Annotated in this window: 17 protein-coding genes; all 17 read left to right on the top strand. The window is 48.1% G+C overall.

The features are described from left to right. Positions 1 to 292: 292 nt before the first annotated feature. The 17 genes from H7850_RS06430 (at position 293) to H7850_RS06350 (ending at position 24,805) form a co-directional block, all read left to right on the top strand. On the top strand, positions 293 to 6,682 hold the full coding sequence (locus H7850_RS06430; protein ID WP_227368700.1) for a malectin domain-containing carbohydrate-binding protein: 6,390 nt from the start codon (positions 293 to 295) through the stop codon (positions 6,680 to 6,682). A 429-nt stretch (positions 6,683 to 7,111) separates the two neighbouring features. After that, positions 7,112 to 8,224 (top strand): polysaccharide export protein, encoded by a 1,113-nt coding sequence (locus H7850_RS06425; RefSeq protein ID WP_227368699.1) that lies wholly within the window; start codon positions 7,112 to 7,114, stop codon positions 8,222 to 8,224. 5 nt (positions 8,225 to 8,229) lie between these two features. Continuing rightward, positions 8,230 to 8,685, top strand: coding sequence for a low molecular weight protein-tyrosine-phosphatase (locus tag H7850_RS06420; RefSeq protein ID WP_227368698.1), 456 nt, complete (start codon positions 8,230 to 8,232; stop codon positions 8,683 to 8,685). Between the two features lie 32 nt (positions 8,686 to 8,717). After that, the gene (locus tag H7850_RS06415) at positions 8,718 to 10,922 is read left to right on the top strand and encodes a polysaccharide biosynthesis tyrosine autokinase (protein ID WP_227368697.1); all 2,205 of its coding nucleotides are present in this window, start codon (positions 8,718 to 8,720) and stop codon (positions 10,920 to 10,922) included. A 37-nt stretch (positions 10,923 to 10,959) separates the two neighbouring features. After that, positions 10,960 to 12,765: an ABC transporter ATP-binding protein gene (locus H7850_RS06410; RefSeq protein WP_227368696.1), complete on the top strand. Its 1,806-nt coding sequence runs from the start codon at positions 10,960 to 10,962 to the stop codon at positions 12,763 to 12,765. Positions 12,766 to 12,874: 109 nt separating this feature from the next. Continuing rightward, a complete protein-coding gene (locus H7850_RS06405; RefSeq protein WP_227368695.1) occupies positions 12,875 to 13,807 on the top strand; it encodes a hypothetical protein in 933 nt (310 codons plus the stop codon). Further along, the gene (locus H7850_RS06400) at positions 13,794 to 14,690 is read left to right on the top strand and encodes a glycosyltransferase family 2 protein (RefSeq protein WP_227368694.1); all 897 of its coding nucleotides are present in this window, start codon (positions 13,794 to 13,796) and stop codon (positions 14,688 to 14,690) included. The genes H7850_RS06405 and H7850_RS06400 overlap by 14 nt, the downstream gene beginning before the upstream one ends. A gap of 18 nt (positions 14,691 to 14,708) precedes the next feature. Then, positions 14,709 to 15,791, top strand: a complete 1,083-nt coding sequence (locus H7850_RS06395) for a glycosyltransferase (RefSeq protein WP_227368693.1) — start codon at positions 14,709 to 14,711, stop codon at positions 15,789 to 15,791. Between the two features lie 80 nt (positions 15,792 to 15,871). After that, on the top strand, positions 15,872 to 17,101 hold the full coding sequence (locus H7850_RS06390) for a hypothetical protein (RefSeq protein ID WP_227368692.1): 1,230 nt from the start codon (positions 15,872 to 15,874) through the stop codon (positions 17,099 to 17,101). A 1-nt stretch (position 17,102) separates the two neighbouring features. Then, complete coding sequence (locus tag H7850_RS06385) at positions 17,103 to 18,215, top strand: glycosyltransferase family 4 protein (protein WP_227368691.1); 1,113 nt, start codon at positions 17,103 to 17,105, stop codon at positions 18,213 to 18,215. Next, positions 18,212 to 18,871: a sugar transferase gene (locus H7850_RS06380; protein WP_227368690.1), complete on the top strand. Its 660-nt coding sequence runs from the start codon at positions 18,212 to 18,214 to the stop codon at positions 18,869 to 18,871. The genes H7850_RS06385 and H7850_RS06380 overlap by 4 nt, the downstream gene beginning before the upstream one ends. Before the next feature lie 2 nt (positions 18,872 to 18,873). Continuing rightward, the gene (locus tag H7850_RS06375) at positions 18,874 to 19,710 is read left to right on the top strand and encodes an aldolase/citrate lyase family protein (protein ID WP_227368689.1); all 837 of its coding nucleotides are present in this window, start codon (positions 18,874 to 18,876) and stop codon (positions 19,708 to 19,710) included. Further along, positions 19,707 to 20,684, top strand: coding sequence for a D-2-hydroxyacid dehydrogenase (locus tag H7850_RS06370; RefSeq protein ID WP_227368688.1), 978 nt, complete (start codon positions 19,707 to 19,709; stop codon positions 20,682 to 20,684). The genes H7850_RS06375 and H7850_RS06370 overlap by 4 nt, the downstream gene beginning before the upstream one ends. A 193-nt stretch (positions 20,685 to 20,877) precedes the next feature. Continuing rightward, positions 20,878 to 21,789, top strand: coding sequence for a glycosyltransferase family 2 protein (locus H7850_RS06365; RefSeq protein ID WP_227368687.1), 912 nt, complete (start codon positions 20,878 to 20,880; stop codon positions 21,787 to 21,789). Positions 21,790 to 21,906: 117 nt separating this feature from the next. Further along, positions 21,907 to 22,845: a UDP-glucuronic acid decarboxylase family protein gene (locus H7850_RS06360; protein WP_227368686.1), complete on the top strand. Its 939-nt coding sequence runs from the start codon at positions 21,907 to 21,909 to the stop codon at positions 22,843 to 22,845. Between the two features lie 65 nt (positions 22,846 to 22,910). After that, the gene (locus H7850_RS18240) at positions 22,911 to 23,702 is read left to right on the top strand and encodes a glycosyltransferase family 29 protein (RefSeq protein ID WP_227368685.1); all 792 of its coding nucleotides are present in this window, start codon (positions 22,911 to 22,913) and stop codon (positions 23,700 to 23,702) included. An 89-nt stretch (positions 23,703 to 23,791) separates the two neighbouring features. Continuing rightward, a complete protein-coding gene (locus H7850_RS06350; protein WP_227368684.1) occupies positions 23,792 to 24,805 on the top strand; it encodes a glycosyltransferase family 2 protein in 1,014 nt (337 codons plus the stop codon). Positions 24,806 to 25,011: the final 206 nt, after the last annotated feature.

Genomic DNA, 25,011 nt, shown 5'->3' with positions numbered 1-25,011 from the left:
GTGCTGCATTTATAAATGTAACTAACTTTTGCTGAGTCCATTTAGTACTCAATTAGGAATAAGTCTATCGACAAAAAGTGATCGCGTATTAATTTTTGGATCAAATTGTTTCAAAAGAACCATTCTTGTTACTTTGTGTAATTAAAGGCGATGATTGTGACCTAGGATTTCCGATGTCATCGAACGCGTACTCGCTACAACGCGTGACACAGGATGATTTTCGAGCGTCCAGCAGATTTCTTCCAGCACGAAGAGGTTGGGAGTTCATAATCACATTACGCAGGGTTTGAAAATGGTCACAAACGATTTCTCCAGGAGTGGTCTCGATCTCAACGGAAAGGTAACGCTATCTCAACCTACGGCATTGGAGTGGGGCCCTGACGGACGACTTTATGTCACTGAGGTTAATGGCAGCATCAAGGTTCTGACCGTCGCTTTTGGCAGCCCCAATCCTGATGATGAAAATCCGACCAACACGTTTTATGTCACCAGCGCCGAAACTCTTGACCAAGTCAAAGGCATCACTAACCACAACGATGACGGTACGAACGCCAGCGGTGATGAGCGGCAGGTAACGGGTATCAGCGTCGTGTCGCGGTACGACGCCGATGGCAACCCGGTGTTGATCGATGGCAAGCAAGCGGTCAGTGTCTATGTGACCTCCAGCGATAGCCGCATTGGTGCCGGTGGCGATGGAGAAGATTCAAACCTGGACACCAACTCCGGCACCATCACACGTCTCGAGCAGACCGAATCCGGCTGGCAGGCGACGGATATTGTGCGCGGCCTGGCTCGCTCCGAAGAGAACCACTCCCTCAACGGTCTCGAAGTCGTGCAAGAGCTCGACAGCCAGGGCAAGTTGATCAGTGAGCGTATGATTGTTGCCAGTGGCGGTAATACCAATACCGGTGCGCCTTCCAACAACTTTGCCGGCCAGCAGGAAACCGCCTACAGCGGCGCGATTCTCGAGGTCGACCTCGATAAGCTGAAAACGCTGCCCGTGCTTACCGACTCCGAATCGGGGCGCAAATATATCTATGACATCCCCACTCTCGATGATCCTACCCGCGAAGGCGAGAATGACGCCGGTGATCCTTTCGGCGGTAATGATGGTCTCAATGGCAGCAAGATCGATCCTGAGGGCCCGGTTCAGATCTATTCAGCAGGCTATCGTAATGCCTACGACGTTGAAGTAACGGAAGACGGTCGCGTCTGGACTTACGACAACGGTGCCAACAACAGCTGGGGCGGACGCCCGATCGGCGAGGCCGGCGAGAGCGGAGCCTATACCGATAACCAGCAGCTAGCCAATTTTATCGCCACCAATCTCAACAATGGTGATGGCAACGGTGGCGACAGTATCAATCTAGAAAAGGGTTGGGATCCCAGGAACTATGACCAGTTTCATGAGATCACTCGCTCGGACGATCTAGACGGGCGTGAGCTTTCCGCAGGTAAAGGCGGGGCAGCCACCTATCAATGGGAAGATCCGGATACCGGCGAAATGCTGACCCTGGTGTACGGCGGTCATCCCAACCCTACCCGTGCCAGCGGTGGTCAGTCAGGGCTGCTCTTCACCCCGGAAGATGGCGTGGAAAACTCGTTCCTGATGCTCTCGAACATTGATAAAGAGGGTGAAAACAGCAGCGACTATGATGTCGTGATGGCTTTCTTGCGCACTGTCGAAGAAAAATACGACAACGCAGATGCCGGTGATCTGACAGGTCGAGTCATCGCGGTAACGCCGGGTGAGCAGTATTACATTACCGAATCCGGCCAAACCTACCTTGTCAGCGACTATCCCGATGCGCCCAAGGAAATCAATGGCGAAGTGGTACTTGGTGCAAGCGGCATGCCCAGGGACTTCGACTCGGTAGTGGCTAATATCAACCCCATCGAAGGCAACTATCTCGAAGGGGGCTATACCGACGGTGCCATCGATTCCGGCAAAGGCTCCATCAACGGCCTGACCGAATACACCTCGACGATCTTCGACGATCCCGACAGTGGCATGAAAATGTCCGGGGCGATTTTCGCCGCAAGTCTCGGTCAAGGTAACCTGACCATCATGGGCCGCGATGAAAACGGCTTGATGAAGTCCAATGAGGAGGGAAGCGGCCCGAGCTTGGCGGAAGAACGCGATGTGGTGGATATAGGCGGTGCGCCGTTGGGGCTTGCTTCCATTGGTGACGACCTCATGGCATTCAACGGCCAAAAGGCTTTTCAGGGCTCGGTATGGGCTACGATCTTCAAACAAGGCGGCCCTGCAATCGAAATACTTCAGCCTGATAATGGCAAAGTACCCCTGGCCGGCAGCATTGTCGTCAATTCCACCGATCGTGACCAGGACGGTATCGATCATATCCATGACCCCTTTGAATTCGATGCCGACAACGGCATGGATCTGGCCGCCGGCGAGCGCATCGTGCTCGACTTCGATCCTACCAAGAGCCCCTATCCGGGAACCGTCAACGACACCGGTCTGATGGGTGCTGCTCTGGATGGCAAGACCCCGAACCGTGATGCCAAGACCGAGGGCGAAAATTTCGAAGCGGATCAGCAAGAAGATGGACTTTACGATCTTGGCGGCAACATCATTCCTGGTGGCAATGCTCCGATCTTCCAGATCAAGAAAGTCGTCGGTGGCACCGTAGTGGGTAGCGACAACAGTGCCCGGGACGCCATGCATGTAGGCATCAACCCGGGTGATGATGTCGAAAGCCTGGTGATCAATTCCAAGATCAAGAACTGGATGTCCTCTGACCAGAGCCTCGTAAGTGGCCAGCTTACTGGCGTGATGCTCGGCGATGGCACCCAGGCCAACTATGTGCGTATGGTATTTGGCACCATGGTCATCGATGGGGAGCTCGCCGCGGGCTTCGAGGTGGGGTATGAAGTCGAAGATACCTACACGACCCTGGCGCGTGTCGCGGTGCCGGAACTGACCGATGGTGATGTCAGCACTCTTGGACTGCAGCTTGCTGTCAATACGGCTAATAGCTTTGAACTCGAGGCCGGTTACCGTCTTGGCGATGACAAGATCATCCCAATCGATCTCAATGGTTTCTCCTTACCGCCCGGCGTACTGCAGGACATTCTTACCGGCTCGCATACCATCAGCGATGGCGACACAGTGCTTCCCTCTGGCGCGGCGGTTGGTTTCCTCGCGGAAACCTCTGCACTCGATGCGGCAAGTGAAGACGGTCTATCTGCGATCGACTTCTACAATCTCGAAATCGAAGCGCGGGGCAATGAAATCCAGGTAGGTACTACTGGAGAAGAAGTCGGGGCCGAGGGCACCGACGGTATCGACACCCTCGTTTATACCGGTAGCGATGAGATTCTGGCGCCTTTGGCGGACAGCGTCGAAAACTTCGACGGCAGCGGTTCCGATGCAAACTTCACTGTCACTGGTAATGATGGCGACAACATCCTGATCGCGGGTTCTGGCGACAATACCTTTGTCGGCGGAGGTGGCGCAGACAGCGTTCGTGGTTCCTTCGCATCCATCGATGGCAGTGTCGTGGAAGATTTCCAGCCGGAAGACGACATCCAGATCCTGGATAGTTATCTCACTGACAAGGATGTCAGCTACCGTATGGAAGACGGCGTGGTCAAGCTGGTATTTACCGATCCTTCCAGCATGCAGACCGCCACGATCAGTCTGACAGGCGACCAGTTCGAGAACTTCAATCCTGACAGCGGTGCCAGTGTCTTCAATATCGAGCTGACGGAGCAGGGTACCCGTATCACCTACTCCGAGGAGCGTGTGCTGTATCGGATCAACGCCGGTGGCGATGATGTCACCGCCACCGACGGCGGCCCTGACTGGCTCGGCGACAAGACGTCCGGATTCGAATACCTGCTGGGCAATACCAAGGACACCTATAGTGGCAAATCGTCGGATGAGCAGAACGAAATCGATCTCTCGGGTCTCGGTGACGATACTGTGCCCTGGCAGCTTTACACCAATGAGCGTAGCGATAACAGCAACGACGAACAGATGCTGGAATATGGCTTCCCGGTAACCGCCGGTGGCACCTATTCGATCACCCTGTATTACACTGAAAACTGGAACGGCATCTTCAATGAGGAGGGTGGCCGTGTCTTCGATGTGGCGGTAGATGGCAACGTGCCCGAGGCCTTCGCCGGTATCAATCCGCTGGCCGAAGCCGAGAGGGCTCTGGGTTCCGATGCGTCTCAGGAAGATTTGATTGGATACGGTCTGTCTCGGACCTATACGTTCACCGCTCAGGACGAGGTCATCAATCTGGCATTCAGTCATGGTGCTCAGAATCCCAAGATCAACGCCATCGAGATCAAGCAGCTAGGCCTCGATTCAGCAACGGATACAACGCCGCCTCACGTCGACGACGTAGCTCCTCAGGTCGATTCTATTCAGGTTGAAGAGGCGACTGACAGCGACAGTGGCTTGCAGGTGACGGTAACCCTCAGTGATGACGAGGGGATCGATATCGGTGCCATTCAGGGTGATGAACTGGTCTTCACTGGCATTGTGCCGGCCTCTTCCAGTCTTGTGGAGGGTAACGACGCCATTGTGCTTGGCAATGATGGCAAGAGCGCCGTCGTCACCTATGTCATCACCCCGCCCGAAGGAACGAACGCTTGGCCGGAGGGCAACTTCAGCGTCGGCGTCAAGGAGGGAAGTTATCAGGATAACGCCGGTAACGGGGTTACTTCCTATGAAACCAGCTTCGACATCACTCTGGGCGAGCCTGATGCCGGAAATGGCGCCGATACGGAAGACGATATCGAGTACGTCACGGCATTTGAGCTGGACTTCGAGACCGCGGGAAGCCCGCTGGAACAAGGCGGCTTCGATGGTCTGCTAGGGGGAATCGGCGACGAGACGGTAGTGACCAGCGTCGAGAATGGCCAGCTGGTGATCAATACCTCCGATGGCGATATATACAAGGGCAATAGTGCCAACGACTTTATCAAGAACGTTGACTTGAGCGATCCCGCTCAGACGCTGGTAGAGGTCGCCACTCGCTTCTCCAATGCCTTCCCCGCGGCCCTGGAAGCTCAAGGGCTGGCCAGCGATCATATTCCCAACTATGCACAGCAAGGGGTTCTTTTCGGCACTGGGAGTCAGGGTAAAAACGAGTTGATCAAACTCACCCTAGGGGGCAACAACGGCAATATCGTACAGCTCTGGTCCAATGGTAATGGCAAGCAAGATCCTGAGGCTGTCGATGAACAGTATGAACTTCAGGATCTGCTGACCGATAAAAGCCTGGGGCTGAAGGACGTTGCCAATGTGGGCATGACGCTGCAGATCGACAAGAGTGCCGGCACGGTCACACCTCTCGTGACGCTTTACGGTGCTGACGATGAAGTTCTCGGTGGCCTGCGCGCCAACGATACGGAGGGTTTTGTTACCGCTGAAGCACAAGCATTGCCGAGTGCTGTACTCGCCAACCTGCTCGATGCCGACACCCCGACAGCCGTGGGCGTGACGTCCAATGACTACCAGACGCTAGATTCCTATGAAGCGCGCTGGGAGTATCTGAACGTCACCGTTTCAGAAGGCAATAATGCTGCCGATAATGAAGCTGTGCCGAACAGTGCGGAACAGGTGTTTGCCGATGCCAATCTGGATACGTCGGAGCAATATGCTGAGGGTGAAGTTGGTTCTGCTGTGATCACGATCACTCCGAATGGAGAGGATGTTCAGGATTCGAACTACGTTAGCGGTTCCTTCAATATAACCAACACCGGTGACAAGAAGATCGCAGCCGTTTATTTCGATGTGAGCTCGGCTCTCTACGATGACAGCGTGTTTGATCCGGATGGCAAGGGTGGCGATACCGCAGCCAAGGATCTCACTATCGATAGCGCCGGTGGAACGGGTGTGATACAGCCTTCCGAGTACGAGCACTACTTCCAGCAAGGGGACGATCCTGACCCTGCGAATAGCGCGGTCAACGGCGGCTATAAAGGCGCAATGGTGAAGTTCTCTGCAACGGAAGATGGAGGCTTCAGTCAGGGTGAGACCGTCACTTTCAGTGGCGACATGGATCCCAATTCGATTGCAGGCATGTCCAAGAGTGGCGAAGCGGGCGTCGATACCGACTCGCTGCCTGCTTGGGATGTAGGAGGGGTGTCCGGCGCCGAGCTGATCGGCTCCAAGGTCTATATCGCCTTTACCGACGGCAGTGTCGCCAATGCGCAGCTGATGGGGGATGGCAGTCAGACCGGTGCGCAGGCGCTGGTAACCGAGGCATCCAAGAACCTTGAGGTGAAACTCAGCGTCGGGAATGTAGAGCGCGCAGAAGATGGCAGCTTCGTGGAAATGCCTAGCGTGGAAGTGTCAGGACCCGCGAATGAGTGGGTGCGAGTAGTCATGACGAAAGGCCACCAACCGGTTACCAATGACACTAACGATATCGCAAGCATCGTTGAGTCGCGACTGGAAGACAATGCATTCCCGGCCAACAATGCAGCGGAATTTCAGTTTGCCGATATTCAGCTGGATGAAAATGGCTACGCTGACGCTTCTGCTGAATTCGTCTACGACACCTTCCTGAACGGAACAGATAGCTTCGATGGCAGTGACGCATTGCCTCTTGGCTTCGTGGCATCAGTCATCGAGGATCCCAATACCACCGAGGCCTTTGCCCAAGGAGGAGTAAGCGAGCCGATCTACCTGTTCCAGTGAGGTAGTCAAGTAAGCTAGCTGGCTGGCTGGCATAAAGGGGAGGCGTGGCGACATACCGATGCCGCGCCTTCCCTTTTTATTATGCAGTTTGCTGCGAAAAATTAGGTAAAATGGATATCTAGCGTTACATTAGTTTACTAATACTCACGGAACTAGGAATTTCAGTTATGCATACGCGCTCCAAATTAGTAATATTGTGTGTTCAAAGGTTGTACTTTTGTAACATAAAGATTGACAGTGAGGCACCACCAAGCGCCGGTTCCTTTAGGTAGTGGTCTGAGAGAAATGCCAATGAGTATCTCTCGGGCGGTAGCGTGGGAAAAAGGAATTCACGCTACTTCACCTCTCGGTTCAAGCTTTTTACGGGCCTAAACCTAATCCTCGAACCAAAAACTTCGAATTCGAAAATTTGTTAGACAGGATCACAAAATGAAAAAGACAACACGTATTGGCTTGCTTGCAGCATTAACGCTCAGCATCTCCGCCTGCGCCTATTCGCCGGGTGGCCATATCGATTACGAAGCGGCAGAGAAAGCACCGCCGCTGGACAACCTGGTGGACCTCAAGGCGATCACGCCTACCATGATCGCCGAGTACCGCCAGCAAGTAGAGGCCAAGGGCGCGAAGAGCATGTCGCGGGACCTGAGTGAGGCCATCGCATCCTATGAATACGAAATAGGGCCAGGCGATGTGCTCAATATCGTCGTCTATGACCATCCCGAGCTGACCATTCCCGCCGGTGCCGAACGCAGCGCGACGGAATCGGGTACCGTGGTCCAGCCCAATGGCTACATCTACTATCCTTACATCGGGCGGGTCAAGATTGAAGGTAAGTCGGTCGATGAGGTACGGCGCATCATTACCAGCCGCCTCTCGAACTTCATCACCGAGCCCCAGGTCGAGGTCGGCATCGCGGCCTTCAAGTCCAAGAAGGCCTATGTCACCGGCGCCGTCGGCACCCCCGGCATGGTGCCCATCACCAATACGCCCATGACGGTACTCGACGTCATCAGTCAGGCAGGCGGGCCGACGGCGGATGCCGACTGGCACGATGTGACCCTGAATCGCGGCGGCGAAGAGCAGTCCCTGTCGCTGTTCGCCATGCTCAAGGAGGGTGATTTGACGCAGAACCGCTTGCTGCGCGAGGGAGACGTAGTGCATGTGCCCAGCGCGGAAAACCAGAACGTCGCCGTTCTGGGACGAGTGCGCAACGCCGGCAACCTCCCGGTTGGCAACGAGCGCATCTCGTTGACGGATGCCTTGGCACGCGCCGGTGGCCTGGATAACCAGCGCGCGGAACCTACCGGCATCTTCGTCATCCGCAGCAAGCCAGCCGGTGATGAAAAGATGGCGACCGTCTATCAGCTCGATATCACCAACGCCGTGGCTCTGAACATGGGTTCCTATTTCCCGCTGCAGCCGAAAGACGTGGTGTATGTGACGGCGGCGCCGTTGGCTCGTTGGAACAACGTCATCAGCCTGCTGCTACCCACGGCCACGCTGCCGGGTGACATCACCGGTACCAGCATAGGCGAGCTCTAATAGCCATGTTTCACTCCATCCTGGTGGTCTGCACCGCCAACATTTGTCGCAGTCCGGTGGGCGAGGCGTTATTCAAAGCCCGCCTACCGGAATTGCGAATCGAGTCGGCGGGGCTAGCGCCAGGAGCCCATGAAGGTAGTGGCGCGGCGCCTTTTGCCAAGGAGTTTGCAGCGGAATCCGGGCTGGATTTGGAGGCCCACCGTTCGCGGCGCATCACGCGTGACATGATCGACGCCGCTGACCTGATACTGGTCATGAGTGAAGGCCAGCGGCGTCATATAAGTGAACTCGCTCCCGCGGCTACCGGTAAGACCATGCTGTATGGTCGTTGGCTACCGGATGGTGGCAGTCAGGGTTGCAAGATTCCCGATCCATATCGCAAAAGCCGCGAGGCATTTGCCCATGTTCACAAATTGCTGACCCAAGCCGCCGATGCCTGGCAAACCAAGCTAGGGAGCTGAAGTATATGACCAGTCTCGTTTCAGGAAATACCATGTCTCAGGAACAACAGGTTCAGGCGACACGAAATACCGGCCAGAACGACGATACCGTCGATCTAGGTCGCCTTTTCGGATTGCTAGTGGACAATAAGTGGAAAATACTCATCGTCACCGGCTTGTTCGCCCTTGCCGGGTTGATTTACTCACTTCTCGTCACACCGGTCTTTCAAGGCGATGCGCTTGTCCAGGTAGAGCAAACCGGAGCCAGCGACAAGTCAGAGCTGGCTGCGTTACTGGGTGAAGAGGCGCCAACGGCCGCTGCACAGATGGAGATTCTCAGTTCGCGGCTCATTCTTGGCCAAGCTGCTGATCAAGAGGATCTAGACATCGTTGCAGCCCCCAGCATGTTTCCCATCCTGGGTGATGTTCTGATACGCAATGACATTGCGCGTCCCGGTTTTGCTGAAGGCCGACCCGAAATCTGGGGCAGTGAAGCCATCAGCGTCAAGTCCTTGAGTGTCGAACCCGAATTGGTCGGTAGGCCTTTGACGCTTGAGGCATTGTCCGAAAACCGTTATCGGCTACTTGGCTCCGAGGGCCGCGTCATCGGTACCGGTCAGGTTGGCAAAATGCTGGAAACCACCAATCCTTGGATCGAACTGCGGGTGGGTGACATGCAGGCACCTGCCGGCGCGAAGTTCAAGCTACTCAAGCTTAGCCCCCAGGCGACGATCGCTTCACTCAAGTCTCGTTTCAATGTAATGCAAAAAGGTACCGAAACCGGGGTGTTGGAATTGACCCTGACGGGAACCGAACCGCGGGAAATTGAAGACACGCTGAATGCTATCGCCGAAGTCTATCTCGCCCAGAATATAGCGCGTCAGGCTGCTGAAGCGGAAAATAGCCTGGCCTTTCTGGAAAAGCAGATGCCCAATGTGCGCCAGCAACTGCAGGATGCCGAAAGCCGACTCAACGAGTATCGTTCCGAGCGCGATAGTGTCAACCTGACCATGGAAACGCAAAACGTGCTTTCCGGTATGGTCGATATCGAAGGTCGCCTGAATGAACTGCGTTTGAAAGAGTCCGAACTTTCCAGGCGCTATACACCGAATCACCCGCTTTACGCGGCATTATTGGAAAAGAAGGCCCAGCTCGAGCGCGAGAAGGCCAACATGGAAGAGCGCACGGGTAACTTGCCCGAGACCCAGCAGCAGATCCTGCGCATGACCCGGGACGTTGAGGTTACTCAGCAGATCTATGTGCAACTGCTCAATCGCATGCAAGAACTCAATATTGCCAAGGCCGGCACCGTGGGCAATGTGCGAATCATCGATTCTGCCGTAGTCGGCTCATCACCGATCGCTCCTAAAACACCGCTTATCGTCATATTGGCAACGATCATCGGCGCAATGCTGGCAATCAGTGTCGTCTTGATTCGCGGTATCTTCAATCGCGGTGTAGAAAGCCCGGAGCAACTCGAAGATTTAGGATTGCCCGTTTATGCCACCGTGCCACTGTCGGAAGATCAGCAAAAACTGGTCAAACGTATCCGCCAGCGCGGCGAGACGCAAGGCAAGAACGTTATTGGCGGAATGCTTGCCAAGGTGAATCCGACCGATACCGCCGTAGAAGCATTGCGCGGCCTGCGTACCAGCTTGCATTTCGCCATGCTTGACGCTCAAAACAACTGCATTATGGTAACCGGGCCGAGCCCTGGCATCGGCAAGAGTTTCACCAGCATCAATCTAGCAGCCGTATGCGCCCAGGCAGGCCAGAGAGTACTGATGATCGATGCCGACATGCGAAAGGGCAGCGTGCATATGGCATTCAATGATCGCTCGGAAGCAGGGCTTTCGGAAGTGCTATCCGGAAAACTCGACCTTCAACACGCCATCAGGAACGGTGGTATGCCGGGCTTGTACTACATTTCACGTGGTATCGCGCCTCCCAACCCGTCCGAGTTGTTGATGCAGAAAAGCTTCACTGACCTCCTTGAACAGGTAAGTAGTGAATTCGATCTGGTTATCATTGATACTCCGCCCATCCTGGCGGTCACGGATGCCGCCATTATTGGCAAATTCGCCGGCACCTCACTGATGATGGTGCGCTTCGGTCTCAACCCGCCGCGCGAAGTGAAAGTAGCGTTGCGCCGGCTAGAGACTTCAGGAGTGCAGGTCAAGGGATGCATACTCAACGCCATGGAACGCAAGGCCGCCACTAACTATGGTTACGGTTATTACAATTATTCATATAAATGATGGCGACCATAATTTTTTATTAACAGTGGTGTAACGTATGCTCCAGAACCTTCGAGAACTTTATAACCTGCTTACTCTTGAGCAGCGTAAGAAACTGTTCAAGCTGCAAATACTGATCGTAGGTATGTCATTTGCTGAAATAGCCAGCGTCATTGCCATCGGGCCCTTCATGGGCCTGGTGGGTGACATGAGCCAGTTACAGGGCGAGGGGTTTGTGGCAGGCATCTATCAAGCCAGCTCTGCCGCATCGCCCCAAAGCTTTCTATTCTGGCTAGGTATCGGTGTATTTGTCATGCTGGTAGCAGCCGGACTTTTTTCCATGTACACCGTCTGGCGCTTGGCACTTTACGGCTCTCAGGTAGGGGCCGAGCTATCCAGTCGACTCTTCAAGCATTACATGCACCAGCCGTGGCTGTTTCATGCTGAAGGTAGCAGCGGACAACTGATCAACCAGATTTCTCAAGAATCCCAAAGGGTAACCAATTTCATCATCAGCCCATTGATGCAAATGAATGCCAAGCTGGTCATGGTTATTCTCATGGCCGTTGCCATCTTGATTTACAATCCCATGGTGGCAATCATCGGCGTCTCGCTTTTTGCTTTATCCTATCTGCTCATATATCGGCTGGTGAAAAAGAGACTGACTAATAATGGCGCAAGAATTTCACAGCAACAGACGCTACGTTTTCGCCTGATGTCTGATGGTTTTGGAGGTGTCAAGGATACACTGCTACTTGGGCGTCAGCAGGTTCTAGTCGATCGCTTTGAGGATGCCAGCAGGACCTTCGCACGTAGTCATGGTGTCAACCAAGCCTTGAACCAGATGCCTCGCTATGCAATAGAAATCATCGCCTTTGGTGCCATCATCGCGTTAGTGCTTTATCTACTTTACTCTAGACAAGGGAATCTAGGAGACATACTTCCCGCGCTTTCTGTCTATGCATTAGCAGGCTTCAAGCTCTTGCCCGCTTTCCAGCGAATTTATGTCGGTATCGCCAATATAAAAGGCAACATGGCTGCGTTTGAATCCATCCGTGATGGTTTGATAGCCGGCAGTACTCATTATCAGAAAGAAGGATTCGATGGGCGTGGCAGTGCGCAACCGGTCGCTTTACGGCAAAGTATCGAGTTTCGTGGGGTACGCTTTACATATCCGGGCAAGCAAGAACCAGCGCTCAAGAATATATCGCTTTCTATTCCCGCCAATCAGGTAATAGGTTTGGTGGGATCTTCAGGATCAGGAAAATCCACGGCTATTGATATTCTACTTGGTCTAATCAAACCGGAGTCAGGGTGTATTGCCATCGATGGTGTTCCCTTGACCGATGAAAACAGGCGAGCTTGGCAAAACAAGTTAGGGTTCGTGTCACAAAGTATTTTCTTGTCGGATTCAAGTATTCGCGAAAACATCGCCTTTGGCCTGCCTCTCGAAGCCATCGACGAACAGAGAGTGCGCAGGGCGGCAAGCCTGGCCCACCTCGACGAAATGATCGCTGAATTACCGGCCGGCTTGGATACCTTTGTGGGCGAGCGCGGGGTGCAGCTCTCTGGAGGGCAACGTCAGCGAATTGGTATTGCTCGTGCGCTATATGAAGATACCGAAGTCCTAGTCCTTGATGAAGCGACGAGTGCGCTGGACGGCATTACAGAAAAATTGATCATGAATGCCATACACGACTTCTCTGGAGAAAAAACAATCATAATGATTGCGCATCGTTTGGCAACAGTTAAACAATGCGACCAGATATTACTTCTGAGTCATGGAGAAGTAGTCGATCAGGGTAAATACGCGGATCTTGTTGGGCGCAATGACATGTTCAAGCGAATGGCACAGCATGCTTGATCGATTCATGGCAATGGCTCAACTAAATTTTGATCTAGGTTAACGTATCATTCAAGATAAATGGTGCACTGTGCTAATTTAGATTATTTTGATTACGGCGCTCTAAGTTTTGAATGTATATAAACGAAAAATATTCAAACTAATTGATCTATTCCGTATCGGTGGAAGACCCGGGCGGCATGAAGAGGTTTTGTCACGACTTCTTAAAAAGAATAAAGTAGTTAAGGACTACACGTACTTAACCGATCCATTGCAAGCATTTGAAAAGGCAAAAGGTGAGCCATTTTTAACAAGCGTACCGCTTGCTCGCTGTCGAAGCTTTGGACTGTTAGCTTTTCCTATAACCAAAGATTCTTCACATCCGTTTATTCAGACACTCAATGAATATAAAAAAACGGGATTGCGCCGTTATGAAGGTTCACCTCTTGAAAAATATTACTCGAGTTTTCGGCCAGCCAATGGCATTGATCTCTGGGGAATAAAACCATCAAAAATTGACCGTTTGGCCAAATACAGTATTTTAGATTTTATCGAGCCTTGGTTTGGCATTCCTTCAAAACACGAAAAACGTAGTAAAATAAACATTAATAAAATGGAAGCTCATGAGCATAATCGGTATTTGAAAAGCGCTTTGGATTGGCAACATTTTGGTCCCGTTTCTTATGAGAAAGGAAAGTTTGAATACGAACGTTTAATAAATATTTATGACTCCATAAAAAAACATGGTTATTTGAGGGATGAAGGCCATAGTGAAATAAATGGGGTGCTATTGGTTGCAGGTAAAAAATATTCGGTAATAATAAACAGTGGTCAGCACCGAATAGCAGCTTTACTAGCTAACGATTATGAAATAGTGCCTATTTACTTTAATACAAAAAAATGGCAACCAGTAATTCGGAGTAAGGCACATCACTGGCCTGCCGTAAAATATAACTTTTTATCTGAGCAGGAAGCGAAAATAATTTTTGACCGCATCCTAAGTGGCCTACAACCCTTTACAAATAAATTAGCGAAGAAGTGGACATGTAATGGCCAACCCTAAAGCCCCTATATCACTGATAATAACCACATACAACGATGCAGAGTATTTAAACAAAGCTCTTGAATCTGCATTAAATCAAAATAAACAAATTGCAGAAATTGTAGTAATCGATGATGGTTCTGAAAATGATGATGCCGAAAAGGTGGTAAAAAAATATAAAAACGGCGTACCTGATATTGTATTCTTCAAAAAAGAAAACGGTGGGCCTTCGAGCGCAAGGAACTTAGGAATACAAAAGGCGAATCAAGAATATATAACTTTCCTTGATGCTGACGACTATATGCTTCCCTGTAACATCGAAAATCTTTATTCATCAATTAAGGATTTGTCTGACGATTATTTCGGTGTTTATGGAAACTATATAAACAGTCGGACGAAAAAACAAGTAATACATTGTGATTTTGATGGAATACCATCTACTAGCCTGGTAGGAAGGAATGAGGGCATTCCAGGGTGTGTTTATTCTTATTTGATAAAAAGAAATAAACTTCTAGAAGTCGATGGGTTTGATGAAGAACTAACCCATAATGAAGATTTTGATTTATTGATCAAGCTGCTCAAAAAAGGTTATTGCGTAAAAGGAAGCGTCGGCGCTGGAATCTATAGAAACTATAGGCCGGGCTCGCTTACTAGAAGCGATAAAGCATATGCAAACTACCAAGCCGTTTCTATTTTTTTGGATAAGGCAGAAGCGAATAATTACTTTTCTGAAAAAGAGTTAAATAAAAGAAGAAAAGCAAATGAATTAAGCTTGGCAAAAAAAATGTATAAAAATAAACAGCCTAAATATGAAATAAATAAAATATTAAGAAGAGCATTTTTGTATGCAAGACCAGAAAATTATCGAGAATATATAGCTTATGCTTTTAGCAAGATACTTTAAACAATTTTGGAATTGCAGATGAAGATATTACATTTTATTTCTAGCCCCGCTTCGGGGGGGGCCGAAATATACGTGCGTGACCTTTGTATTCATATGGCTCGTCAAGGGCATAGCGTATTAATAATTTTTTTAACTGACGCAAAAAGCATTGGTCGCGACATTGAGTTTGAAAAAAAATTTCTAAATGAATTAAAAGAAAACGGTATTGACTATAAAATTTTGGGTTCTCGTTCAAAAAAAGATTTATTGTTGAATTTTTTAAAAGTAGGAAAGTTGCTTAATACCTTAAAGCCTGATGTTGTGCATGCGCATTTGCACTACGCCATGGTTTATTTAAGTGCTTTTAGGAGCAAGGTTGTATACACACATCATAGTATAATTCCAGGTGCGCCTGTTTTTATTTTCAAGCTATATAATCTTAGGGTGGGTAGATATATAGGTATATCTAAAAAATGTAAAGAAATATTAGAAGGGTATACCAATCATGAGGTTGCACGTATTGATAATGCGGTAGATAGTGAGAGATTAAATGGTAATATAAAGCCAAGGGTTGAAAGTGACAGCAATACAGTAACGATTGTGGCGACAGGGCGGTTAATGCATGCTAAAAATTACGAAATGCTTATAGAAGTTGCTGTAAAACTTAAAGAAAAAAATGAAAATTTTAAAATACTAGTTGCCGGAGAAGGGAAGAAAGAATACAGAAAAATTTTAGAGGAAAAAGTGGTAGAGCGTAAAGTCGAGGATCGTTTTAAGTTTTTAGGGCAGTGCAATGATATCCCTAGATTACTAAAATCTGCCGATATCTTTGTTACTACATCGCATTACGAAGGATTGCCAATTTCTTTAATTGAAGCGAGCCTTTTAGGCGTACCCGCAGTCGTTACCGACGTTGGTAGCTGCGGTGAGGTTGTTGAGAAATGTAAGTCAGGTTTTGTAGTAAATGCAGATGATGTGCAGAATTTTTCTGAAAAATGTAGTTTGTTAATAAATGATAAAGAGCTAAGATTGAGACTTTCAAAGTCGGCACTTGTTTTATCCAGTCACTATGAAATAGAGCGCAGCGTAAACGAGCACTTAACTCTCTATAAAAATTTATAGGAGAGTTTTAGAGTTGAGAGTTGTTATTAAAATTAAAGATTTAATAACAACTCGCTAACGCTAACCTTGTTGGGTGAATTATGGCTACTTATTTGCTTCTTGTTTTGCTGTGTGCTTTATGCTTATTCATAGTGTTATATGCAAAAATACGCTATAAATTTTTAGCTGAAATTGTGCTTATTGCTTTGATATTTAGACTAGCATTAGTATATGCGGACTATTACGGGTTTTTTGCGATACCTGGTGGTTCTGATGCTGGTACTTTTACAGACCAAGCGCGCTTATGGTCAGCGTTAAGTTGGAGCGATTTGCTAGCTAATTTCGAGCCAGGAAGCTCAAAAAATTACAGCGCTTTTGGTGGGGTTTTTTACAAGATATTTGGTTATCATGAGTTGATGTTGCCTTTCTTGAATGTTCTTTCAGGAACACTGATAGTATTTATTACTGGTGTTGTAATTTATAAAATGTGGGGTCGAGTTGCCGCGCAATGGGGAAGTTCGATTCTTGCACTTTATCCGTTTGCCGCTTTTAATTCAGCTATAGCTCTTCGCGAAGAAATTTCGATTTTGGCATTTGCAGTTGGCCTTTATTTTTTAACAAAATGGTTACGTGAAGAGTCACAAGTCAGTATATTTTTCTCTTTAGGTTTTTTTGGGGTCGCGACGAGTATTCACCCCGGGTGGGTTGGCGCGCTAGTTGGTCTTGGTTGTTACTCGCTTTATCAGTTTCTACGCGCAATACCGCTTTTTTTTAATGGAGCTAGGGTGAATTTTAGCTATTTAGGAAAATTATCCACTTCCTTAGTGATTATTATTTTAGCATTCTCTTTTTCAGCGGGAGGCGTTTCACTCGGAAAAGGGATAGAAGTAGGGAGCGATGATCAAGCAGGAGGGGTTGGTGAATTGATCGAGTCTCGTTTTTCGCGCCAAGCTACAGGTGGCTCTGCATATCCTTCTGCAATAGCAACTGGAGACCCTTTTTCTCAGCCGTGGCTAATACCAGCACGAATAGTTTATTTCGTTTTCTCTCCTTTTCCATGGGATATACGTAGCCCCCACCATTTAATAGGTTTTATATCGACCATCATGTATTTTTTCTTGGTCTGGAGGATTTTCAAAGGCTGGTCGAGAATAAAAAGAAAGCAGGAGTGTCTTGCTTTGTTATTAATGCTAGGCGCTTTAACCTTCGTTTTTGCAATTGGGGTTACTAACATAGGCACCGCAATTCGGCATAAAACAAAATTCTTGTTATTATTTGTAGTCTTGGCAGCCTCTTCTTTCGACACGTTAAAAATCAAGCTAAGGAAATAAATTGGATATTCTTTTCATTGCGGGCAATGCTCGCTCTTTGATAGCCAATCGCGGTGATTTGATACGTGAGATGCAATCCAAGGGGCTAGTTGTTGCCGCCGCAGTTCCCGAACGAGATTACTTGCCCGAAGTAGAGGAGCTAGGCATTACGATTTTTCGCTTCGAAATGGGCAGAACAGGTATTAACCCGTTGAGCGACATTAAAACCTTTTTCTCTCTTTTCAGGTTGATGCGTAAAAAAAATCCTAAAGCGGTCTTTTGTTATACGATAAAACCCGTCGTTTATGGGTCACTTGCGGCCAAACTGGCAGGCGTTCCCAAGATATTTTCCATGATCACGGGGCTTGGGCATGTCTTTACCACTCAAAACGTCAAAACCGGACTCGTTCGAAAGATAGTAGCTTGGCTTTACAAATTAAGCCTTTTTCAAAATGACGTTATATTTTTTCAGAATCCAGATGACGAACGAGAGTTCCGCCAACTAAAAATTATAAATGATACGGCTAAGGTTGTGCGTACCAATGGCTCAGGGGTTGATACGGAGAAGTTTGCGCTATCTGATCTACCTTCCGGAAATCCGGTTTTCATGTTCATTGGCCGGTTGCTTACCGAGAAAGGCATCATCGAATATGTCGAGGCGGCCAAAGCGTTGAGGGCACGATACCAAGATGTAACGTTCATCGCCGTAGGCCCTCATGATCCGTCGTTACCGCATTCGATTGATCAAGCATTACTAGACGACTGGAAAAATAACTCGTGTGTCGAGTTCATTGGCTCCGTTTCCGATGTCCGCCCTTGCTTGGCGAAATGCTCGGTGTTCGTGCTGCCTTCGTATCGAGAAGGGACGCCACGTTCCGTATTAGAAGCCATGAGCATGGGAAGAGCTATTGTCACCAGTGATGCGCCAGGTTGTCGTGAGACGGTAATCGACGGAAACAATGGATTCCTCGTTGCACCGCGGAGTGCTGATTCACTTGCGGATGCTATGGAAAAATTCATTATCGAGCCTACGCTAATAGGACGTATGGCGCAGGAATCTCGGCGTCTTGCAGAAGAGAAGTATGACGTGAAGAAAGTCAACAAAGTGATCTTGAATGCAATGGGTTATATATGAAGGATTTTTTAAAGCGATTAGTCGATTTATGCTTAAGCGGGCTTGCGATAATACTTGTATCACCTTTGCTTCTATTGATTATGCTATGGATAAAGCTCGATAGCCCCGGCCCTGTGTTCTTCAAGCAGCGCCGTATTGGACGTAATCAAGAAGTGTTCAGAATATATAAATTTCGCTCAATGCATGATCGAGCCCCTGACGCCATCGATCAGCATAATGAGAAGGTCGTCGCCAGTAATCAGGATCCACGTATTACCCGTGCAGGCCGATTCCTTAGAAACACTAGCCTTGATGAGTTACCGCAACTCTGGAACATAGCTCGTGGTGATATGAGTATCGTTGGGCCACGACCGATCATTCCCGAGCAACTGGAGGTCGTCGGCGAAGCTTATAAGGAACGCTTCGATGTGCCCCCTGGTTTGACAGGACTGGCACAGATTCGAGGTCGCCGCAGTCTTGGCTGGCTACAGCAGTTGGAGGCGGATACGGAATATGCCAGAAATTACAGCATCATGTACGATTTCAAAATAATGTTGAAAACGGTCGTTGTCGTATTCAAGCGTAGCGATATTTATGGCGGCGATGCGCAAAACTGGCGTGCCTATCGCGATAGTCTCAGACAAACGGATGACAGCGGCGAGGATAAGGAGCTGTAACGATGGCAGACGAACTGCAGTGGATGCTAATTACGGCGTCGCCCGGTATTGCGAAATATGCCGAGTCCTGTGGAGTGCACCGTATTTTCGTGGATATGGAAGTACTGGGCAAGGAAGAGCGCCAAAAGCATCTGTCGGCCCACAAGGCGGCGCATACCTTTGAAGATATTACAGCCGTTGCCGGAGTATTGACGAAAGCCGAACTCATGGTGAGGGTCAATCCCCTATATGCCGAAACGGCGCAGGAAGTGAATGAAAGTATAGCCTGCGGGGCATCTCGGCTCATGTTGCCAATGTTCCGTAGTCCCGAGGAGGTCGAAGAGTTTATCCGTCTTGTGGATGGGCGCGTACCAATAACGTTTCTGGCGGAAACACCTCAGGCGCTTACTCGTATAAGCAGCTATGCGGATATCCTGGGTAAGCGCGATGAAGTGCATTTCGGCTTAAACGATCTCTCCTTGGCCATGGGTCTCGATTTCTTGTTCGAACCTCTGGCGGGCAGATTGCTGGAGCCTGCTATCGATGAGCTCGAGAAGCGAGGTATTGCCTACGGCTTTGGAGGGGTGGCACGCCTCGATTCGGGAGAGCTTCCTGCGGAGTGGGTCTTGAGTGAGCATCTCAGATTACGCTCCCGCTGGGTGATACTCTCGCGCGCCTTTCATGGTGGTGCAAATGAACTCGAGGAACTGCACAGTCGTATCGACCTGCAGGATGAATTGCACAAGTTGCGCAGCAAGGAGCGTGATCTGCGCAACCTCGATTCCCAAGAGCTGCTCATCAATCAAGAAAAACTCAGGAAACGAGTATTCGAGCTTGCGCGCAAGGGGCGCTCCTCATGACGGGCTGGCCCCTACAGCGAGTTCTCTTTTTGCAAAAGGAGGAGGTTCTCGAGTGCCAGAAAGAAGAAGTCGTCACTTTCTTCAAGGCGAACCTACCTGGGTCCGTCGTTGAATTCGCTGGTAATTCGGCACAGGTTCTCGAAGGTGCGCATTACGACGCCATCATCACGCCGACATTGCCCTGGTTGCCCGAAGCCTTGTCAAAACTGAAGAGTTACAAATGGCTGCACTTTCTGTCGTCGGGGATCGAGAAAATCTGGTCCATGCCCTTCGACAAGACCGAACTCCTGATGAGCAAGAGCTCGGGTGTCAATAGTGCCGCCATGGGTGAATATGCCATTGGGGCTATGTTGCATTTCGCTAAGCAGTTTGGGCGCTTCCAGCATCAGTCGATGCATAGATGTTGGCAGCGAATATGGCTCGATGAGCTGACAGAGCGAACGGTCACGATTCTCGGGGTGGGTAATGTAGGTCGTGAGGTAGCTCGTCGCGCGCAAGCATTTGATATGAATGTAATAGGTGTTTCACGTACCGTTCGCACTGTAGAGCATTTCGATCATATCGTTACCTGGGAAGATATGACTCCCCATCTTGGTCGCACGGATTACCTCATCGTTTGTCTGCCACTATCTAGCCAGACTCAAGGTGTTGTCAACGAGGGCATTTTCGAGGCGCTGAAAATCGGCGCGGTGGTAATTGATATATCACGTGGGGGAGTGACAAGCCAGAATGCAATTATTGACGCGTTGAACAAGAAAAAACTGTTCGGCGCTGCCTTGGATGTCTTTGAGGTTCAACCACTTCCGTGCAAATCCGAACTCTGGCAGCGTGATGATGTGCTGATTACCCCCCATGTTTCAGGTACTACGCCTTTCTATCTTGCTCGTGCGTTAGAAATTTTTCTGAAAAACGTAAGGTCACTGGAACAGAATAAAAAATTATACTCTCCTGTCAACGTTGGGCTTGGATACTAAATTTGTGGTTCTCTAATCCACGCGATATTAGAAAATCAACTTTTTTACCAGCGTAAGAAGATCGTTTTAGGCCGTTGCTGTTCTACTATTTCATATCTGGATAGTGATTTTAAGCTGCCCATGAATTAATCTTGTATTTTTGCTAAAGAACAGCGCAGATAAACTTTTTTTATACTTCAGGTTGATACCAATTATGCCTAAATTCTCCGTTGTTATACCAACTTATAATCGCGCAGACTCGTTGCTGCGTACTCTTCAATCGGTACTTGCACAGTCGTTTATCGATTTCGAAGCCATTGTCGTTGACGATGGGTCGACTGATAATACGCAACAAGTTGTCAATACATTAAAAGATCCACGCATACGTTATCATAAAATGATAAATTCGGGTGGGCCAGCGACACCTCGGAACAAAGGCATTTCGGAAGCTAAAGGTGAATGGATCTGTCTGTTGGACTCAGACGATCTCTGGTATCCCCAAAAGCTTATGGTGCTACATGATTACCTCCAAAAAAATGTAAATATCGATGTTGCCTACCATAGTCTCAATATAAATATGGATTACCTGCGCGTTACACGTGCCATATATACACGCGGTTTAATGACTAATTCATATGAAGATTTGTTAAGGAATGGCAATGATTGTCCCACCTCGTCGGTAGCAGTCAGAAAAAGCTTTATAAATAGGAATAATATAGAATTTGATGAATCCAAGGAGTTCAGGATAGTCGAAGATTATGATTTTTGGCTAAAACTGGCTGATTGTGGTGCAAGGTTTGTGCGTATTGACCAGGTGTTGGGTGAATACGTTGTCGGTTTTGAAAACATATCCGGGGACGTAAAAAAACATCGGAAAAATTTATTGCACATATTGCATTACCATGTTTTTGAAGTGCAAAGGTTTGAGCCGGATAAAAAGAAACTATGGCGAGAAATAAAGGCAAAAAATCATGCGCAGTTTGCTGTACTCGACATGAAAAATAAACACTATGCTTTTGCGATAAAAAATTCTTCAATAGCAGCGTTTTGTTCGCCAAAGTATTTTATGAGACGCTTTATGAAAGCGAGTCATAAAATACTTTCTTCGAATTCTCAAAAAATTTAAAAATAATTTATTGGCTTTTTAAAATAAACGCGTCGTTCCATAGCATTTGCGCAGTATCGGGTTTAATTACTACTTGTAAGTTAGAATTTTTTAGCAGGCTTCTTGTAAGGAATCTAAATGAAAAAACGAGTTTTGATAACGGGTGGTGCGGGCTTCTTGGGCTCGCATCTCTGTGAACGCTTATTGCACGAAGGCGCAGACGTGCTTTGTGTCGATAATTTTTTTACGGGGCGTAAAGAAAACATAGCGCATCTACTTGAAAGCCCGTACTTTGAAATAATGCGGCATGATGTGACTTTCCCTTTATATGTCGAAGTCGATGAGATATATAACCTTGCCTGTCCGGCAAGCCCTGTACATTATCAGCATGACCCCGTGCAAACTACCAAGACAAGTGTCCACGGCGCGATTAATATGCTCGGCTTGGCCAAGCGCACAGGCGCAAAAATTTTTCAGGCATCTACAAGTGAAGTTTATGGCGATCCTGAAGAGCATCCACAGCGCGAGTCCTACTGGGGAAAAGTCAATCCAATCGGCACACGAAGTTGCTATGATGAGGGAAAGCGATGCGCTGAAACATTGTTTTTCGATTACCACCGTCAGCATGGAATGAATGTCAAAGTAGCACGTATTTTTAACACCTATGGGCCGCGCATGAACCCCGATGATGGCCGGGTGGTAAGCAATTTTATAGTGCAGGCCTTAAAAGGTGAGGATATCACTATCTACGGCGATGGTAGCCAGACTCGAAGCTTTTGCTATGTAGAAGACCTCATCGAGGGATTTATACGTTTCATGAATTCAGAAAATGGTTTTAGCGGTCCGGTGAATCTCGGTAATAGCGGTGAGTTCAGTATGAGAGAACTTGCAGAAAAAGTGATAAAACTCACAGGAAGTAAAAGCAAACTGACATTCAAGCCGTTACCACAAGACGATCCATTGCAACGTAAACCCGATATTACGTTAGCAAAGGAAAGTCTCGATTGGGAGCCTGTAGTTGATTTGGATGAAGGGCTGCATAAAACAATACAGTATTTTAAAAAAATAGATCTATAATTACTGTATAGCTAATCTCTTGTTTTTATAAAAAATAATGTCCTTACGCAGGGGGCGAAATTGTTGTGCATGAACTATTTTATAGATTGGTCAAATATCAGAGTTTGTTTGAAAAGTCACTAGAAGAAAGAGAGGGTGTTGCTAAAAAAATTCTTCGTTACTTATATATTAAAATTTCTTCACCTTTTGGGTTTCTTTTCTATAAAAATATGGAGCCAGTCTCTTGCAGCTCGCTTTTTGAAAATAAAATTGTAGCCATTGTAGGGCCTGCTGCTGACCTATCTGGCCAGGGGTTAGGAGATAAGATAGATCAAGCCGATGTGGTAGTGAAGTTTAACCGCATGATTGACTTTGATCAGAGCCAAGAAGTGGATTATGGGGAAAAAATCGATATTTTGTTTCATGGACTGTTGCCTGGGGGTAAGGTCGGTAATTGCGGCAAGATAGAACCGTTACGTTGGAAAAAAAAGGGACTTGGGGCTGTTATATACCCTTTTTATTTGGAAAGCACGGGTTATTGTGTTGCAAACTATTTTATTAAAGGTGGGGCGACTTTGAGGACTTACAAACTATTACCAGAAAAATATTATCATATCTCGGATATGCTGAAGTCTAGACCCACAAGCGGGATGTTGGCGATTATATTAGCCCTCAAAGGGGATGCAAAGAGAGTGGATGTGTATGGTTTCTCTTTTTTTAAGACGCAGCATAATAGTGATTATTTTAAGGGAAAAAATAGTCTGTTAGTCGATGAGAAGAAATTCAATCATTCTTCTGATAAGGAATTTGAGTTGGTTGAGCGGTTGATCAAAGAGAGCGGTAAGCTTAACTTTGTTTTCCCCAACCCGTTTAGTTAATTTAAACTATCGTTTTAACTTCGTCTAAGGCTCATGCTAGAGATTGTTTTTGTACAAGGAATTTACAATATTAAGCTAAGGGGCTTGGTATGCATAAAGTCTTTGCAGTAATTTTATCCTATAACCGCAAAGAATTGCTGAAACGCGGTTTGGCCGCTGTTTGCTCGCAAACGCGTCCCTGCGATGCAGTCATTGTCGTCGATAACGCCAGTTCGGACGGTACCGCAGAAATGCTGCGTGAGATGGGTTATCCTGATCTCAAGGTTTATTCCTTGTCACGCAATATAGGTGCCTCAGGGGGGTTCAATGTAGGATTCCGCTTGGCTTACCAAGCTGGAGCCGATTTCATCTGGATGATGGATGATGATGTCGTTCCGGAACCAGATGCGTTGCAAAAGTTGCTGGAGGCAGATGAACAATTGAATATTATGGGGTTGGATAAGTCGTATCTGATTTCCCAAGCCACGACTGAAAACGGTCAGATCAACGATCCTCCTAATCTGGACCTGCGGTACAACGAGATCGGCTATCCCAGTTGGCCTGAGACCCTTGTGCATGGCATGGTACCGGTTCGGCTCGCCAACTTCGTTTCGATTCTCATTCCACGTAAAACGTTGTCCAATTATGGCGTACCCATCTCTTCCATGTTTATTTGGGGTGAGGATACCGAGTATACGATGAGAATCACACGGGACAAGCCTGGATACTTGGTGGCGACTAGCAAGGTACTGCATTTACGAGAAAAAAGCGGTCCTATCAGTATAGTTACTGAAGAAAACAGGAGCCGTATACAGTATCATCGCCATTTCATACGTAACCGCGTGTTTATTACTCGTAAGTTTTCAAATAAATATCGGTTGCTTGTCTGTATATATAAGGATATCAGGCTGGTGCTTTTACTCTTGCGTAAAAAGCAGTTTAATAAGGTGGGAGTTGTTTTGAAAGGACTGTGTGAAAGTCCATTTTTTTACCCTGAAGCTGAATTTGCAGATGAGCCAATCGAAACTACAAAAGTTTCTATCAGCCAGCTTTATGATAGTTCTTGTGATGGGGAAAAAGTGGTTGCACGAGAGAATGTTTGTATCAGGGAGGTCGTTGCTTGAGCTGACTGAGCATTAAAGTGGATTGATAAAGCTGTTATCTGGAGCAATTTCCCGGCAATCTTTTGGTTGCCGGTTTTTTCGTTTTAATGGCAAGCTTTTGGACAATATATACAGTGCAGAATTGCTGTAGTTTCGCTGATGCAGGATCCCGGATGATGAAATCAAATGGTGACGCTATCGTCTATTGTTCGTGATCGCCGCTCTCG

Origin of the sequence: Halomonas sp. M20 (assembly GCF_020622265.1) — a bacterium.
Lineage (GTDB): Bacteria > Pseudomonadota > Gammaproteobacteria > Pseudomonadales > Halomonadaceae > Modicisalibacter.
Note: the sequence above shows the minus strand (reverse complement) of the source record. Positions and strands in the feature narration are given on the sequence as shown.

Excerpts from the sequence above, each read along its gene's own strand:
- H7850_RS06390 (WP_227368692.1), top strand. The coding sequence starts at position 15,872 with ATGGCTACTTATTTGCTTCTTGTTTTGCTGTGTGCTTTATGCTTATTC.
- H7850_RS06420 (WP_227368698.1), top strand. The coding sequence starts at position 8,230 with ATGTTTCACTCCATCCTGGTGGTCTGCACCGCCAACATTTGTCGCAGT.
- H7850_RS06430 (WP_227368700.1), top strand. The coding sequence starts at position 293 with ATGGTCACAAACGATTTCTCCAGGAGTGGTCTCGATCTCAACGGAAAG.
- H7850_RS06360 (WP_227368686.1), top strand. The coding sequence starts at position 21,907 with ATGAAAAAACGAGTTTTGATAACGGGTGGTGCGGGCTTCTTGGGCTCG.
- H7850_RS06375 (WP_227368689.1), top strand. The coding sequence starts at position 18,874 with ATGGCAGACGAACTGCAGTGGATGCTAATTACGGCGTCGCCCGGTATT.
- H7850_RS06425 (WP_227368699.1), top strand. The coding sequence starts at position 7,112 with ATGAAAAAGACAACACGTATTGGCTTGCTTGCAGCATTAACGCTCAGC.
- H7850_RS06370 (WP_227368688.1), top strand. The coding sequence starts at position 19,707 with ATGACGGGCTGGCCCCTACAGCGAGTTCTCTTTTTGCAAAAGGAGGAG.
- H7850_RS06415 (WP_227368697.1), top strand. The coding sequence starts at position 8,718 with ATGTCTCAGGAACAACAGGTTCAGGCGACACGAAATACCGGCCAGAAC.
- H7850_RS06400 (WP_227368694.1), top strand. The coding sequence starts at position 13,794 with ATGGCCAACCCTAAAGCCCCTATATCACTGATAATAACCACATACAAC.
- H7850_RS06365 (WP_227368687.1), top strand. The coding sequence starts at position 20,878 with ATGCCTAAATTCTCCGTTGTTATACCAACTTATAATCGCGCAGACTCG.
- H7850_RS06395 (WP_227368693.1), top strand. The coding sequence starts at position 14,709 with ATGAAGATATTACATTTTATTTCTAGCCCCGCTTCGGGGGGGGCCGAA.
- H7850_RS06380 (WP_227368690.1), top strand. The coding sequence starts at position 18,212 with ATGAAGGATTTTTTAAAGCGATTAGTCGATTTATGCTTAAGCGGGCTT.
- H7850_RS06350 (WP_227368684.1), top strand. The coding sequence starts at position 23,792 with ATGCATAAAGTCTTTGCAGTAATTTTATCCTATAACCGCAAAGAATTG.
- H7850_RS06410 (WP_227368696.1), top strand. The coding sequence starts at position 10,960 with ATGCTCCAGAACCTTCGAGAACTTTATAACCTGCTTACTCTTGAGCAG.